The following is an 18,189-nucleotide window of genomic DNA, read 5'->3' as shown; positions in this document are numbered from 1 at the left end:
TTTGATTCAATTTCTACCTAACACATAGTTATAGCATTTGTTTTTGATGCTATTTTTTGATTCTGCTAATTTACAAATGTACGAAGCAATAAAAAAACAGACAATTTTTTGAAGTGTCTGTTTTGGTTTTTTATGAAGTTGAGGTTTATCTTTCCAATTTATCAAAAGTCTTATTTTTCTTTGCAAAATACTGCCAAACAATACTTTTCGGATAGACAATAGAAGGGAGTTTTAATGTACCAAATTTATTTTGATTGTCTTTTCTTTTATTCAAAATAGAAGAAAGATTTGCATACATATAAAAATGAGCTTTTAAGATAGCTAGTGTAAACTTTGGTTTTCCCTCCAAAAGAAATTTAATTCCTGCTATTCCATCCAAAATCATTCTAAAATAGATTTTAAAAAATAGATTTTTTGAAGGTAAATTTTTGAGTAAAAGTGTCAATCCATTTCTAAAATTAAGATAGGTTTTTCTTTCACTCATTGGGTTCAACGTTCCTCCTCCCAAATGAAAAACGGTACTTTCATGGCAATAAACAATCTTTTTTCCTGTATGATGAATTCGCCAACACAAATCTATTTCTTCCATGTGAGCAAAGAAATCTTTATCTAGTCCTCCTAACTCGTGATACACTTCTGCACGAATTGCCATTGCTGCACCTGTCGCCCAAAAAATAGGAATTTGATTATTATATTGACCTTTATCTTCTTCTAAAGTATCAAAAATTCGTCCTCTACAAAAGGGATAACCCAAATAATCAATCATCCCACCTGCTGCTCCTGCGTGTTCGAAAAGGTGTTTGTGCGCATGCATTCTGATTTTTGGCTGAATAGCTGAAATATTCTTTTCTGTGTCTTTTTCAAAAATTTCTAAGATAGGATTAAGCCAATTTTGTGTAACTTCTACATCAGAATTAAGTAAAATATAATAATCAAATTGTTTTTCTGATTTCAGAATAGCTAATGCTTGATTATATCCTTCTGCAAAACCATAATTTTGAGTGAGTTCTATTCTTCTAATCTGTGGATAATTTTCTTTCAAATACTCAATAGAATTATCAGTAGAGGCATTATCGGCAATGATAATTTCTGTAAAATTATTCGTGCTATGCTCAATTACAGAAGGCAAAAAGACAGGAAAAAGTTTTTCTCCATTATAATTTAGGATAACGACAGCTATTTTTGAGTTCAATTTTTTATAGTTAAATATATCGTTAGTGAGAACACCAACAATGGCGATAATTAAATAAAATTACTTTTTGTTTTCTTTATAAGAATACACAAAATTAGACGTTTTTAGTGGAATAATTCCTTCTTGGTAATTTTTATGTGTATCTAAATAATCAAGAATTTGATTTTCTTCACTCAAAACAGAATTATCTGCTACTTCTTTACGAAATGAAAATGCCATAAATGCACCTACAATTCCACCAACAAGATGTGATTCCCACGAAATATGTTCTAAGGCTGTTTTTTCTGATGGAAAAATGGTCTCTAGCATTCCTGCATAAACAAACATAATTGTAAAACTAATCAGAAGTGAACGCCTATCTCTTCGAAAAACACCACTAAAAAACAGAAAACTAGCCAACGAATAAATCCAACCACTTGCACCAATATGATAAGCAGGACGAGCAAAAAGCCAAACCCCAATACCAGTTAGAAACAAATTTATCCACAAAACTTTTTCAGATAACGCAGGATAAAGCACAAAAAGCCCACTTCCAAGCATTATAAATGCAACTGTATTCGAACCCAAATGAATCCAATCACCATGTAACCATGCACTCAAAAAAATACCGATAATTCCCTCTTTACTTCTAGGATAACCGACCCAGTGTGACCAGTTTTGTTCCCACATCCATTCAGTCAGATAAACTACCCAAAAAACAGAGGCTATAAGTAAAATATAGCGAATAGATTGCGAGATGGTTTGTGATTCTTTCATTTTTATTTCTTTAAAACCCTAAGGGTCTTAAAGACCCTTAGGGTTTGTTTGTTATACAGAAACAGTTTCTGCACTTCTTTCAATTTTCTTTACAAGTCCTTGCAAAACTTTTCCTGCTCCACATTCTATAAATTTAGTAACTCCATCGTTGTGCATATTTTGGATAGTTTGTGTCCAACGCACAGGTGCAGTCAGTTGAGCAATCAAATTTTCTTTGATTTTTGCAGGTTCTGTATAAGGCTTTGCATCTACGTTTTGATAAATTGGACAAGAAGGCGATTCAATATTTACCTCATTGATAGCAGCAGCCAGTTCTTCTCTAGCCGATTCCATCAAAGGCGAATGAAAAGCACCACCTACATTGAGCATCAAGGCACGTTTTGCGCCTGCTTGTTTCATTGCCTCACAAGCTAGTTCTACGCCTTTTATCGAACCTGAAATTACAAGTTGCCCAGGGCAGTTGTAGTTTGCAGGAACTACAATTTCCTCTATTCCTTCACATACTTTCTCAGCCGTTTCATCGTCTAAAGCCAAAATAGCAGCCATAGTAGAAGGTTCTTTTTCACAGGCTTTCTGCATTGCTTCTGCACGAACTTTTACAAGTCTTAGTCCATCTTCGAAAGAGAGCGCACCAGCAGCCACAAGTGCCGAAAATTCTCCCAAAGAATGTCCTGCAACAGCATCAGGTTTGAAATTTTCAGTTACTTTTGCCAAAATGACAGAGTGAAGAAAAATAGCAGGTTGAGTAACATTGGTTTGTTTGAGGTCTTCTTCTGTTCCTTCAAACATCAAATCTGTAATTCTGAAACCTAAAATTTCGTTTCCTTTTTCGAAAAGCTCTTTGGCTGTTTCGTTAGTTTCATATAATTCTTTGCCCATTCCGACAAATTGTGAGCCTTGTCCAGGAAAAATGTATGCGTTCATGTATTTTGTTGTGTTTTATGATTTTTGTAAATTAAGATTTGTAAATTGATTCAAAATTAATAAAATTATAGAACTCAATAGCTTTTTGGATTATCAGAATACAGAAGAAAGGCAAAAAATAGTCAGACATGGAAGCTACAATACAAAACAAAGTAGAGAAAGAGCAAAATAAGAACCCTAAAGAGAAGAAAAACTTATCCAAAACAAATAAGCATTTTTCTATAAACTGGATAGTAAGTCGTCGGTATGATGGTTTCTTTTTTATAGGAAGTTGTGTTTTTACGCTTCTATTTTTGGGTATTTTTATGTATGCAGAGACATTAGATTTAGCTCCTCAAGGTGATTCTATTATTCTGACTTACTTTGTCTTTACAGCTATTTTTGACCACCCTCATATCTTTCAAACCTTCTCACGAACACACGCTGACAAAGAAGAATTTGAAGAACGAAAATACATGCATACTTGGGGATTAGCTGCTTTTATTGTGGCTGGACTTATTGTGACAGGAATGGGATTTGAAAAAGAACTAATTGTATTTGCAGCATTTTTTGGAAGTTGGCACATTATCCGTCAGCATTCTGGTTTTTTGAAAGCCTATAAAGGAATTAATCAAGATTTTGATAAAATTGATGATTATTTGGATACAGGTCTTTTTTATTCGGGTATGTTTGCTTGTTTTTTTAGAGATTATTCGGATATAAAAAGTCCAGTTGTGGTGTACAAAGAACTGACTGCTAACTTTCCTTATCTTCCTCCACAGATTACAGAGATAATTTGGAGTATTTTTCTTTTCTTTTTAGTTACTTTTTCTTTGCGTCAAGTGTGGCGTTTTTATAAGCGAAAGCCAATTAATATTCCTAAAATACTATTTTTAGTAGCTGCACTTTCTACGCATTATTTTGTATTTTTTCTTACTGCTTTACCCTTTTTAGTTGCAGAATCACTAGAAACTGTCTATCATAACATTCAGTATCAAGGCTTTGTTATGCACTATCAAAGAAAACGTTTTTCGCATATAAAAAACGTTGTTTTGAAATGGTTTGGTGTGGCTATGATTTATGGTTTTGTTGTCGGAACGATAGAAATAATAGGCTTAATGACTAATGGATGGGCAAAATGGCTTTTTGTTCCCTTTACAATGGTTGTAATTTATCACTATTACATCGACGGACTAATATGGAAATTTGGAAAAAATCCCGAACTCCGAAAGCTACTTTTTGATAAAACGGCTGTTGTTTCTTCTGACTCTGAAAGTATTGATTCATAAATGAAAGATTAGTTATTAAAAGTAATATTAAATTACTCTATTTAAAAAATAAAAACGTACCTTTGCACTCACAATTCCCCTCTATTACTATTTATTTTATTTCTACACAGAATTATTCAGAATTACTAAACTACATTCTCAATCCCAAGAACAGTAGTTTTTAATTTCATAATTCGTAATTGAATTTCTTTTGATGAGACAATCATATTCTAATTTTAGAAACCAAGTCAAAACTATATTATTTGGTTTTTCTTTGCTTTTTGCATTCTTCTTTTTTAGCACAAATACAGCAGATGCACAAGCCTTTCGTACTACTTGGGTAACAACTGATGGAACAATAACGATTCCTACTAACTTTTTTAATGGTATGTATGATTATGATATTACTTGGACAAACCTTACTAATTTAGGTATAGGCGATGGTTCTGTTACAGAAAGAACATGGGATTATACTATTACGGGACTTAACAATGGAGATACGTACGAAGTAGCTATTACTGGAACATTTCCTTGTTTTTATATGAATAATGGTAGTGGTGCAAACTCACTCCAAACTATAGAAGCATGGGGAAATATAGCATGGACAAGTATGGAAAAAGCTTTCTCAGGTTGCTCTAATCTTACTTATAACGCTACCGATATTCCGAATTTATCTAACGTAAGTAGCTTAAGAGAGATGTTTCGTGATTGTGGTAATTTTAATGGGAGTATTGGAAATTGGAATACTCAAAATGTAACAGATATGGGTTGGATGTTCCTTAATGCAACATCTTTTAATCAACCAATTGGAGATTGGAATACCGAATCTGTTACAAATATGGATCAAATGTTTTCTGAAGCTACATCTTTCAACCAACCAATTGGAAATTGGAATACTCAAAATGTGATAGATATAAGTTGGATGTTCCTTGCTGCGACATCTTTTAACCAACCAATTGGAAATTGGAATACTCAAAATGTAACAGATATGAGTTGGATGTTTTGGGGAGCAACATCTTTTAACCAACCAATTGGAAATTGGAATACTCAAAATGTAACGAATATGTCTGCTATATTCTATAATGCCCCTTCTTTCAATCAAGACATTGGAAACTGGAATACCGAATCTGTTACAAATATGGGTCAGATGTTTGCTGAAGCGACATCTTTCAATCAAAATATTGGAAATTGGAATACTCAAAATGTAAGGGATATGTCAGGTATGTTCTATGGTTCTTCCAATGGTATGTCTTTCAATCAAGATATTGGAAATTGGAATACTGAAAACGTAAGGGATATGAGTTATATGTTTCGTAATGCTACATCTTTCAATCAAGATATTGAAAACTGGAATACACAGAATGTAATAGATATGAAGGGTATGTTTTGGAATGCTACGTCTTTTAATCAAAATATTGGAAACTGGAACACACAGAATATAATAGATATGAGTAGAATGTTTTGGGATGCTATATCTTTTAATCAAAATATTGGAAACTGGAATATTAGTAATGTTATATATATGAACAATATGCTCTCTAATTCTAGTCTAAATATAGCAAACTATGACTCTACTCTAATAGGTTGGGCATCACAAAATGTACAGCCAAATGTGTCTTTGGGCGTTAGTGGTCTAACTTATTGTAGTTCTATAGCAGCACGTAATATCCTTACCTCTCCTCCAAATAGCTGGAGTATCACAGGTGCTTTATTAGGTGGAGCATCAATAAATAATATTACACTTCCTCAAAATCAATTTAATTTATGTCCAAATACACCTACCACTCTTGAAGTAGATGGAAATGGAACAGTCTATTGGTACGATTCACCTACAAATATGACACCTGTACACATAGGAAATAGTTTTACAACGCCAACTCTGACGCAAGATTCTATTTATTTTTATGCTCAAGATTCAGTTACTGGTTGTGGAGTTAGTAATAGATTACCACTATTAGTTACTACTTCATCAATGGAAAATACTACTCCACCACAAAATCAGTATGGTATATGTTCAAATATCCAAACTACTCTTGAAGTAGATGGAAATGGAACAGTCTATTGGTACGATTCACCTACAAATATGACACCTGTACACATAGGAAATAGTTTTACAACGCCAACTCTGACGCAAGATTCTACTTATTTCTATGCTTTAGATTCTATTGTAGGTTGTGGAAGTAATAACAGGTTAGAAATGTTAGTTACTACCTATCAAAGCCTAAATGCAGTAAGTAAAACAAACTATACTGCCTATTTAGATAATACAGGAAGTACAAATGTAGATGCAATTTTATTAGATAGTGCAAGTTCAGCAGGTTGTGGAAATACAATTGCTTCTTACCTTTTTGATGATACAGGATTAGCTACTCGTTCATTTTCTTGTACTGATACAGATGCAGTTCACGATGTAGTTTTGAGAGTTACAGATAGTCAAGGAAATATAGAAACGTCTCCTTCTATTATTCATGTAAAAGATACTATTCCTCCAGTTGTTGTAACGAGAATCCTTCCTGTCCTTTTTAATGCTTCTAATCAAGCAACTATTTTAGCTAGAGATTTCATTATTTCTTTGAGCGATAACTGTACAGATTCAGCAGATATACAAGTAGTTTTTAACGATACAGGGTTAGAAAGTAGAGTTTTTGACTGTGGGAGTAGTTCAAGAAGAAATTTCGATTTGTTAATTAAAGACCTAGCAGGAAATCAAGTCATACAACCTGTAATTATTAATCCTTCTGCTACAAATTATGACTTCAATGTAAATATAGTGGGAGGAATATTTCGCCCTGATATACCTACAATGATTACAGTCTTAGCAAATAATTATTCTTGCGCTCCAAAGTCTGGCGAACTCAAAGTTACTTTACCTACTGATGTAGCTTATAATTCTGCTTCTATCACTCCAGATAGAATTGCAGGAAATAATTTGTTTTGGGATGTTACAGATTTAAGTTTTGATAGAAATTTCGTAGTTAGAGTTTTTATAACTCCAGATATTAGTTTAAATATTGGCGATGAAGTTTGTTTTTCAGGACATATTACTCCTGAAACAAATGACCTTACTCGTTTGAATAATCTAAAACAATACTGTTTTCCAATCGTAAACTCGTATGACCCGAACGACAAACAAGTCTATCCACAAGGAATCTGTGATGATAAGTTTACAAAGCGTTCTGATTTACCTCTTACTTATACAATCCGTTTCCAAAATACAGGAAATGCACCTGCTTTGAATGTAAATATTGTAGATTCTTTGAGTAATTTGTTGGATAGAAGCTCTTTGAGAGTTGTTGGAAGTAGCCATCCGATGGTGGTTGATACAACAGCAAATAATAATATTATCAATTTCCGTTTTGATAATATTAACCTGCCTGATAGCACTTCTAGCCCAGAGCTTAGTCAAGGCTATGTTATTTTTGAACTGGATGAAATTGCAGCACATACAGATACATCAAGAATTGAAAATAAATCTTATATTTATTTTGATACAAATGCACCAATTATCACGAATACAGTCAAAAACACTATTTTAGATGTCTTGCCAAATTGTGATCCTGCTGGTGGTTCAAATCCACCAATTGCAGATTGCCAGTCGCCAACTAATTTGACAGCAGAAGCACTTTCTGCAACAAGAGTAAAATTATCTTGGGCAACTCCAGCAAATTCAAATGCTATCAATTATGAAATTTGGAGAAATAATCAGTTACTAGAAACTATTGTTTCTTCTCAATTATCATTTATTGATTCATTAGTTAGTTCAAGCACACAATATACCTATTCTATAAAGGCTATTTGTGGAAATAATACAGCGACTACTAACTTTGTTCAAGTACGTACCGTTCCATCAACGCCAACTTTATTTTCTTTAGAAGCTGCTTGTAAAGGAGAAAGTGGCACAATTGAAGTACGAAGTAGTGGAGCTATCTATCGTGTTTATGCTTCTCAAAATGCTACAACGCCACTTTTTGAAACAGCTAATGCAACTATTCAAACACCTGCTTTGAATGATACAACTACTTTTTATATTTCTGTTATTATAAATAACCTAGAAAGTGAACGATTAGAAGTTGTTGTTCCAATAAAAGAAGTTTTTGAGGCAATTGTTGAGCAAGGAAGTTTGTTTGAATCATGTACTAATATCTTTACACTTTCTGCTAATGAAGTAGAAAATGCTTCTTATCTTTGGTTTAGAGATAATATTCAGGTAGGAAATACAAGAGCATTGGTTGTTTCTTTTGAAGGAAATTATACTGTAAGAATTGAAAGAGACGGTTGTTTTGCTGTTTCTGAAGCTACAAAAGTGGTTTTTGTTGATGCTCCGACTGCCAAAATAGAACAAGGAAGTGAAGTTACTTTCTGTGGAAATGGAATGTTAAATGCACAAGATACAAGCTCAAATGTAACGTATACTTGGTCTTTAAATGGAACAGATGTAGGAACAGGAACATCAATTTCAGTTTCAGAGTCTGGAAATTATACTCTAACAGCAAGTCAGCCTTCGTGTTTGGATAGCGTGAGTATTGCTGTTACAATTACAGATTTGCCTGTTGTGGTTCTTTCTGCTGATAAAACAGAAATTTGTTCAAGTGAAGAAACAACGCTGTCTGTAACAACTAGCACAGGTTTTACTTACAATTGGTTTAGAAATGAAACAGCTATTTCAAATGATTCATCTACTTTAGTAACTTCTGAAATTGGAACTTACAAAGTAGAAATTACAACAGCAGAAGGTTGTCAAGTAGAAACAAATGAAGTAGAAATCACAGAAACACAAGCTCCAAATGCAACGATTACAATAAACAAAGAGAATTCTTTTGACAAAACGATTAGTGTTTCGTCTTCTGATTCTATTGTTTCAGTAGTTTGGTTTAAAGATGGAACTGAAGTAGCTAGTTTCAATAATCAAAAAACGATTGAACCAACTGAAAGTGGAAATTACAAAGCAAAAGTAACTTATATTTCAGGCTGTGAATTTGAAACCGAAGAAAAAGCATTTACTTTCGATATAGAAACTGGAATTGAAGAAGAATCTGCTAAAATATTTACTGTCTATCCAAATCCAAATAATGGTTCGTTTAAAGTAGAGTTTGCTACAACTACTAACCAAAAGACAAATCTTGTTTTGGTAGATGCACTTGGTAGAACAATTTACAGTAAAGAAATTTCTAGAAACGAAAAAACTACTACTATTACACTTCCAAAAATAAGTGCAGGTGTTTATGTAGTACAGATTGTTTCTCAAGGAAAAGTATATACAAAACAACTGATTATTCAATAAAAAAGAGTTGTCTAATTCTGAAAAAAGAAAAATCAGGCAGTCTTATAGATTGCCTGATTTTTCTTTTTTAGAGGTTCTTAATTGAATGTTTTCTTGATAAATGAGTTGTTTCTGGTGTTTGCAAATGTAAAAAAAGAGGTATTTCTTGATTATATATAATACTTTGTTTCACCATTTTTTCATCCGTTCTAAACTGACTTTTGAACATCTTTAATATAGGCTGTTCAATCAAGGTCAAAAAGTTCCCTAATTTTTTGACCTTGATTTAAGCAACATTTTTCATTATTTTTTTCAACTTTAACTCTTTGCATTTTATGTTTTCTAACGCATTTTGAGTTTCTTCTATTGAAAAAGCTCTTCCAAAAGTAGCTATTGTAAAAATAAATTCAGTTAAACCACTTCTGCTGTTGGGATTTATTTTAGTTTTAAATTTTCCAAAATAACTCTCAATAATATCAGAACTACAAAGAATAAATTCCTCCTTCAAACTCTTACTTTTGTTTTCTAAATTATTCAAATATAATTTAGCGTTCTCCATAAAAACTTTTGCTTTTGGGTTTAATTTGTCTCCTGCTTGAGACTCAATAAGTAGCAATTTATTAAGAATATTTTTCTTTTGTAAAACTCCAAATCCTGTAGTTTTAAGCTCTTGACAAACCATTTTAAATACTTTTTCTACCTGTATTAGTCCTTTTATAAACTCCTCTTTTTCTTTCAAAAAAAGAACTTGTTCTTGAACACATGAGGGTAAATTGTCCCAATTTTGTACTATTTTTTTTGCCCAATTAACACAAGGAAAGATATTTGCAAAACGCATTTTTACCCTCATAGAAGGAGGCATATACTGACTATTATCTTTACTTAAATTCCATTTTTGTCGTAATTGACCGACAAGGTTACTAAATAATTTGAAATCAGCATCTTGATGATAAAGTCGCTTTAAATGATTAGCTAAAATATGAGTACAATCCTCTATATGGGTATAATTCAATGATTTATAAGCCTTTTTTAAGTTAGTACCTTCATCACTAACAATATATTTTATTTTTGTTTCAGAGGCTATTTTACTTAATTCTTTCGCTATTTGTTCGCCTCTCCATTCGTTACCAATTTCTACTGCCAAAACTTCCATATCACTATGAGATAAACTTCGGTTTTTAGGAATAGCATCTACTGAAACACCTAGTAGCAAAAGTATTTTTTCACTACCAAAACTAATACTTTCATCCACATAGACCACATACTCGCTACTTTGGTTTTCTGTGTGTTCAAGACGATAAGCTCCACATTTGCATAACCAATTACGGATACTGCTATGACTTGGTAATTTGCCTTGTAAACCAAAACAAAGATGTAAGCAAACTAACGTATGACGACAACTGCGTAAACTCATACCACCATATTTATATAGTTCTAGTACAAAATTGACTACCTGTAAGCTATACTGGTGTCTTTTTGCTTTTTTAGTAGACAAGTTTAATTTGCCTTGTAATTTTTCTGCTTGATATTTTTTTTTCCAAGAATCTCGGCTATCTAAGAGTTCTTTAATACGACTTTTTAAATAGTCGTTTTCTTTTCTGCGTGCCATAGCTTTGGATTTCCAGTTTTTTATCCTATATTCATACTGTCGTTTAGACATATTCCTCGGTATTTTTTGTTGTGTAGTAACTCAAAAATACGAGGAATTTTTTTTATAGTTTGTACAGCCTATCTTTAATACTTTCCCAAAGTGAGAAAAATGAGGAGGAAAAAGAGTTGTTTGCAATTGATTGAGACTTTTGCTGAGCATAAAAAACAACAATCTCTACAAGGTTTTGACTAATTCATATAAGAAACCTTGCAATATGTGACACTAAATTTTCCCTAAAATTAGCAAAAAGCACCCATTTGTGTAACTTAAAAAAATGTTTTTTTAGCAAAATAGAATAAAGCACATAACTTTATATAATTAATTTAATTAATTATATAAAGTTATTTTTTTTATAAAAAAACAACCTAAAACTTCAACTATGTAATTCAATTTTACACCACTCAATATGTTAAAAAATAGCTTAATTATCAATAAATAAACATTATAAGCATCTAGCTAAATTTTTTAATTTCCCTTTCTTCGCAAACCTTATCAATTAAGTTAATTAATTATGAACATTAATCTTTTTTTTATTTATAACTATTTGATAATCAATAATTTACAATACAAATATCTTTTTTATTTAAAAAATCATTGATTATTATTTGTGTATTATGAATAAAAATTGTTACATTTGGGAGTAGATATTTTAACTAAAATTGTACAAATCAAATTTAATTTAATACTTTTATTTCATAAATACAAGTTATAATTTCGCTTAAACACGTATTTACACTGTTGTACAATTAATGTATAATTTCTAATGCTATACTAAAAAACACTACCAAGATTCATTAAATAATCCCTTAAATATTTATAAAAACTTATACTCTAACAGTAATGAAAAAAATTATCCCTTTAATAGCCTTATTTTGGTTATCAGTTATGTTTTATGCTACGGCACAGAACGATAGAATACTTCTAAAAAATGAAGGCTCTGCTCAAAAAAGTCTAAACTTTGCTCAAAAAAATAATTTGAGTTTTCAACAAAACTTAATACAACAAAAAAATGGACTTACTCTAAACAGTTTGAAACAAACAGGTAGTTTTACTACAAGAACTATTAAAATTGAACTTGAAAATCCTACTCCATTTATTTCTGCTTATACTACTTGGAAAGGCGAAAATTTACACCACGAATTTTTGACTATCGAACAAAGAACTTCAATAGATGGCAAAAATTGGAATAGTTGGGAAAAAACTGATTTTGATGGACACGTAAATGTAGAAAATCACAAGGAAGCAAAACGCCTTACTTCGGTAGCTAGTTTTTTACCAAAAGAAACTCGTTTAATACAATATAGAATTTCTTGGAAAACAGGAAGTGAACAAGCTGCACGTATCGAAGATGTCGAAGTTTCTTTTTATAGCCCAGGAGAAACTCCTCAACAAAATATCAAAAAAGCACAAAATGATATGACAAACTATGTACAGAGTGATGGTTGTTCACAGCCTCCTGTAGTTTCTCGTGCTAGTTGGGGCGCACGTTCTTCAAAAAGCAGCTATTCTTATACAAACGTTACACATTTGGTAGTTCATCATGCCTATGGATATGATTGGAATGATGGTGCAGCAGCCGTTAGAGCTATTCAAGATTTGCATCAAAATTCAAATGGCTGGTCAGATATTGGATATAACTATTTGATTCATAAAAGTGGAACTATCTATCAAGGTCGTCCTGAAGATGTAATTGGAGCACATTTTTGTGGTTATAACTCAAACACCATGGGAGTTTGTATGCTTGGTACTTTTTCAAGTACTACTCCGACTACTGCAGCCATGAATAGTTTGAAATCTTTATTAGCTTGGAAAGCAAACAAAGAAGGAATTAACCCAACAGGTTCATCTTATCATTATTCTACGGGTGGAAGCGTGAAAAATATTGCTGGTCATAGAGACGGAGGAGGTTGTTCTGAGTGTCCTGGAAATTCTCTTTATGCTCTATTGCCAGGTGTAAGAACAGAGGTAAATACAATGATTCAGAATGGATGTGGAGGAGGAGGAACTCCTTCGGACACAGTAAATCCAACGACAAGCATTACAGCACCAAGTAGCACCACAAGTGATTTTTCTGCTACTTTTACAGATGCTGATAATGTTGGTGTAACAGGTCGTTTCTATCAAGTATTAGAAAACTATGCTTCTGAAACTCGTGCTAATCGTGGCAATGGTTTTTATAATGATAACTTTTCTACTGGTTCGCTTCATTCAGATTATACTGTAGGAACAGGTACTTGGGCTGCAAATTCTTCTGGACGTTTGGTTCAATCAAATACCACAAGTACAAATACTTCTTTATCTACATTTTTATCTCAAACGAATGGACAAAGTTATTTGTATAATTTTGCTGCAAAACTCAACAGTACAACTGGAAACCGTCGTTTTGGAATTCATATTATGGCTTCTCAAACGGATTCTGAAAGAGGAAACTCTTATTTAGTTTGGTTTTCGGCAGATGGTGGAACAGTCAGTATTCTTGAAACAGTAAATAATGTCTTGAATACAAGAGCAAGTGCTTCTATTACTACAGGTACAAGTTGGGCAGATTACAAAGTGGCTTATTCTACCACCACAGGTAAAATAGAAGTGTTTAGAAATGATGCGTTACTTACAGAATGGACAGATTCAAGTCCTTTGACTTCAGGAAGTTATATTTCGCTTCGTACCAATCAAGCGAATGTAGAATTTGATGATTTGAAAGTATATAAAGGAAGAAGCACAGGCGTTACAGTAACAGTTGGAAACACAAACGCCAAAGATTTACGTACTAATCTAGCTTCAACAGGACAAGTAAAATCTATTGTAAGAGATGCAGCAGGAAACTTTTCTAGTGTTGCTAATGCAAATGTTACTATTGGAGCACCCATTATTACAGATATTACAGGAAATTGGGCAGAAAATGAAATTCGTTATATGTTGAATAATGGATTTATGTCAGGATATAGTGATAATACTTTCCGTCCAAATAACACAACAAGTCGTGCCGAATTTGCGACAATGATAGCTGTTATTATTGACCCAAGTATTTCAAGTGACCCTGCTGTGGCTAGTCGTAGTTTTACTGATATTAGTGGACATTGGGCAGAAGCAAACATTTTGAAAGCTGCTCGTGCAGGTTATTTGAGTGGTTATACGGATGGCACATTTAGACCAAATGACCCTATTACAAGAATGCAAGTAACACTTTCTATTTCAAATGGATTGAGCGTAAGTGGAGGAACAAGCACTATGCTTAACTTATTTACAGATAAAAATGATGTTCCTTCGTGGGCTACTACTTCGGTTACAAATGGAATAGCAAATCGTTTTGTAGCAAATCACCCTGATAAAAATTACTACAAGCCAAATGATAATAGTACAAGAGCAAATGCTACTGTAGTGATGTATCAGGCGTTGCGTTATTTGAGTCGTGCGTCAGAATTATTCAATACCTATATTGTTGTGCCTGCAAATCCTGCTTCTAAAATTGCTGTAAAAACAGAGCAAAATACCATAGAAGGAATGATGTTGTTTCCAAATCCAATAGAAAACTCTCGCTTAAATGTAGCTTATTCTTTGAAAGAAGCGTCTGATATAAGCATTCGTTTATACAGCATTTTAGGAGAAGAGATTTCTATTTTATATCAAGGAAATAAAGAAGCAGGAACTCACAAAGAAGAGTTCGAACTTTCTACTCTTCGCTTAAAAGCAGGAACGTATATTATCAAAATTTCTTCTAAAGAAGGAACTCAAACATTGCGTTTAATTAAACTATAATTTTTTCTCTTTATCGATTTTTACAAAAGAACGTATTTTATTTTTTGCGTTCTTTTCTTTCCATCAAAAATACAATTACAATGAACCGATTAATTATATTAATGGGAATGCTGTGTGCATTTTCTTATTCATCATTTACTCAAGTATTTGCTCAAAATACGAAAAAAAATTTCGTAGAAATACGAGTAACTGACCAACAAACAGGTTTTAGCATTCCAAATGCCACAATAGAAATTTTATCTTCTTCTAAAAATTCAATTCCTTCTAATCAAAAAGGAAAAGTATTTATTCAAAAAAACACTCAAAAACAAGTAATTAGAGTTAGTGCAGAAGGATATAGTCCTATTGAGACCTATTATCAATTAGCTTCTGTAGAAGAAGGTTTGGAAATGGAAATTCAGTTAGATCCAATTTTACCTAAAACAAATTTTTCTCTCCAAAATTTAAGAAAACAAGAGAAAACTTCAGTTATTTCAGGGTTTGTAAGTGATAAAGAAACTGGTTTTCCTGTTTCAAATGTAAAAGTAACAACTTTAAATGCGACTGCTTATACAGATAAAAATGGTTTTTATGAGTTTTCTATTCCTTTTGATGTTGAGGCTATTCAAACAATAGAAGGATTATTAAATAATCATCAAAAAATTCAAATTTCTTTTTCTAAAGAAGGATTTACAACTCACTTACTCAAAGATTTCAGGGTGTTGGGTGAAGATTATTTACTCAAAATTGCTATGACTGCTGCAACTTCGGAAATGAAACAAAGTAGTACAACCACAACTGAAACTGAGACATTTTCTCACGGTTTTTTCGACAAAACAAGAGAAGAAGATAACGCAAGTAACAACATTCGTCTTAACGACAACCACAATCACAAATCTAATCCTGCCACGACAGAGGAAGTTTCAAGAGTAGAAGCACTTGTAGTTCCCTCAAGTATTCGTGTAGGCTTGAATTGTTCATGTAATTCTTGTTCAAGTGTTACAGTTATGGGTTTGGAGTCGTATGTTGAGCAAGGTATTGATAATGAATGGATTCCAAGCTGGAGCGATAATTCATTACGTTCTGGAGCTGTGGCTTATCGCAGTTATGGAGCAAACCACGTTTTGAATCCAATTAGATCAAATTACGATATTAGTAGCACGACTTGTCGTCAAGTATGGGTATCAGGAACTACTACACGTTGTCGTGCAGCAGCACAATTTACAGCAGGTGAAGTGCTTGTTCGTGAGTGTGATAATACCAAAATTGCTTTTACAGAATATTCAGCAGAAAATAATAACTCTGGGTGTGGAGATGGTTTTGCAGGTACAGGAGGTACAGGTTTTAATGGTGTTTCTTGTTCAGTAAATACGTATCAAGGTTGGCCTTGTATTTCTGATGCTATTAACGCTGGTAACGCATCGTTCGGACACGGAAGAGGTCTTTCACAATGGGGTTCTCAACGCTGGGCAAGTCAGCAAAACAAAACTTATGGCTGGATTCTTGACCACTATTACAATCCTGGGGGAATAGAAAGAAGTGGTAGTAGTACACCTAGTGATACTGTAGATCCAACAACAAGCATTACAGCTCCAAGCAATTCAACAAGTGATTTTTCTGCTACTTTTACAGATGCTGATAATGTGGGTGTAACAGGTCGTTTCTATCAAGTATTAGAAAACTATGCTTCTGAAACTCGTGCTAATCGTGGCAATGGTTTTTATAATGATAACTTTTCTACTGGTTCGCTTCATTCAGATTATACTGTAGGAACAGGAAGCTGGTCAGCTAACTCTTCTGGACGTTTGGTTCAATCAAATACCACAAGTACAAATACTTCTTTATCTACATTTTTATCTCAAACGAATGGACAAAGTTATTTGTATAATTTTGCTGCAAAACTCAACAGTACAACTGGAAACCGTCGTTTTGGAATTCATATTATGGCTTCACAAACTGATTCTGAAAGAGGAAACTCTTACTTAATTTGGTTTTCGGCAGATGGTGGAACAGTCAGTATTCTTGAAACAGTAAATAATGTCTTGAATACAAGAGCAAGTGCTTCTATTACTACAGGTACAAGTTGGGCAGATTACAAAGTGGCTTATTCTACCACCACAGGTAAAATTGAAGTGTTTAGAAATGATGCTTTATTGACGCAATGGACAGATTCAAGTCCTTTGACTTCAGGAAGTTATATCTCGCTTCGTACCAATCAAGCCAATGTAGAATTTGATGACTTGAAAGTGTATAAAGGAAGAAGCACAGGTGTTACAGTAACTGTAGGAAATACAAATGGAAAAGATTTGCGTACTAATCTAGCTTCAACAGGACAAGTAAAATCTATTGTAAGAGATGCAGCAGGAAACTTTTCTAGCGTAGCTAATGCAAATATTACTATTGGCACACCAGCTATAACAGATATTACAGGCAACTGGGCAGAAAATGAAATTCGTTATATGTTAGATAATGGATTTATGTCAGGATATGCTGATAATACATTTCGTCCAAATAACACGACAAGTCGTGCCGAATTTGCGACAATGATAGCTGTTATTATTGACCCAAGTATTTCAAGTGACCCTGCTGTGGCGAGTCGTAGTTTTACTGATATTAGTGGACATTGGGCAGAAGCAAACATTTTGAAAGCAGCTCGTGCTGGGTATTTGAGTGGTTATACGGATGGCACATTTAGACCAAATGACCCTATTACAAGAATGCAAGTAACACTTTCTATTTCAAATGGATTGGGCGTAAGTGGAGGAACAAGCACTATGCTTAACTTATTTACAGATAAAAATGATGTTCCTTCGTGGGCTACTACTTCGGTTACAAATGGAATAGCAAATCGTTTTGTAGCAAATCATCCTGATAAAAATTACTACAAACCAAATGAAAACAGCACTAGAGCAAATGCTACTGTAGTGATGTATCAGGCGTTGCGTTACTTGAGTCGTGCGTCAGAATTATTCAATACCTATATTGTTGTGCCTGCAAATCCTGCTTCTAAAGTGGCTGCCACTACAAATGAATTAGATGAAAATATCTTAGCAGAGATGTCTTTATTTCCAAATCCAATAGAAAACTCTCGCTTAAATCTAGCTTATTCTTTGAAAGAAGCGTCTGATGTAAGCATTCGTTTATACAGCATTTTAGGAGAAGAAATTTCTATTTTATATCAAGGAAATAAAGAAGCAGGAACTCACAAAGAAGAGTTCGAACTTTCTACTCTTCGCTTAAAAGCAGGAACGTATATTATCAAAATTTCTTCTAAAGAAGGAACTCAAACATTGCGTTTAGTAAAACTATAAAATGTAGTAGAATACTTTTAAGCTACCCAATTTCACAAAAATAGAAGAAGTCAATGAATCAGTTTAAAAAAGATTTAATCTGAAAAAATGATTCATTGACTTCTTTATTCCCT

8 protein-coding genes are annotated in these 18,189 nt (G+C 33.1%); 4 read left to right on the top strand and 4 right to left on the bottom strand.

From position 1 onward, the window contains the following. Positions 1-145: 145 nt before the first annotated feature. The 3 genes from V9L04_RS17485 to fabD are packed head-to-tail and all read right to left on the bottom strand — an operon-like array spanning position 146 to position 2,872. Positions 146-1,192, bottom strand: coding sequence for a glycosyltransferase (locus V9L04_RS17485; RefSeq protein WP_338791212.1), 1,047 nt, complete (start codon positions 1,190-1,192; stop codon positions 146-148). A gap of 60 nt (positions 1,193-1,252) precedes the next feature. Beyond that, positions 1,253-1,948, bottom strand: a complete 696-nt coding sequence (locus V9L04_RS17480) for a rhomboid family intramembrane serine protease (protein WP_338791211.1) — start codon at positions 1,946-1,948, stop codon at positions 1,253-1,255. Positions 1,949-1,999: 51 nt separating this feature from the next. Then, a complete protein-coding gene (gene fabD, locus V9L04_RS17475; protein ID WP_338791210.1) occupies positions 2,000-2,872 on the bottom strand; it encodes an ACP S-malonyltransferase in 873 nt (290 codons plus the stop codon). Positions 2,873-3,000: 128 nt separating this feature from the next. Between fabD and V9L04_RS17470 the strand changes: the two genes are divergently transcribed. Then, positions 3,001-4,140 (top strand): hypothetical protein, encoded by a 1,140-nt coding sequence (locus V9L04_RS17470; RefSeq protein ID WP_338791209.1) that lies wholly within the window; start codon positions 3,001-3,003, stop codon positions 4,138-4,140. 193 nt (positions 4,141-4,333) lie between these two features. After that, positions 4,334-9,400 (top strand): BspA family leucine-rich repeat surface protein, encoded by a 5,067-nt coding sequence (locus tag V9L04_RS17465; protein WP_338791208.1) that lies wholly within the window; start codon positions 4,334-4,336, stop codon positions 9,398-9,400. 265 nt (positions 9,401-9,665) lie between these two features. On the opposite strand, the gene V9L04_RS17460 is transcribed toward V9L04_RS17465, so the two are convergent. Continuing rightward, the gene (locus tag V9L04_RS17460; protein ID WP_338790948.1) at positions 9,666-11,039 is read right to left on the bottom strand and encodes a hypothetical protein; all 1,374 of its coding nucleotides are present in this window, start codon (positions 11,037-11,039) and stop codon (positions 9,666-9,668) included. A gap of 831 nt (positions 11,040-11,870) precedes the next feature. Between V9L04_RS17460 and V9L04_RS17455 the strand changes: the two genes are divergently transcribed. Beyond that, a complete protein-coding gene (locus tag V9L04_RS17455; protein WP_338791207.1) occupies positions 11,871-14,786 on the top strand; it encodes an S-layer homology domain-containing protein in 2,916 nt (971 codons plus the stop codon). An 80-nt stretch (positions 14,787-14,866) separates the two neighbouring features. After that, complete coding sequence (locus V9L04_RS17450) at positions 14,867-18,076, top strand: S-layer homology domain-containing protein (protein ID WP_338791206.1); 3,210 nt, start codon at positions 14,867-14,869, stop codon at positions 18,074-18,076. Positions 18,077-18,189: the final 113 nt, after the last annotated feature.

The sequence above is a fragment of the Bernardetia sp. MNP-M8 genome (assembly GCF_037126285.1).
GTDB lineage: Bacteria > Bacteroidota > Bacteroidia > Cytophagales > Bernardetiaceae > Bernardetia.
Note: the sequence above shows the minus strand (reverse complement) of the source record. Positions and strands in the feature narration are given on the sequence as shown.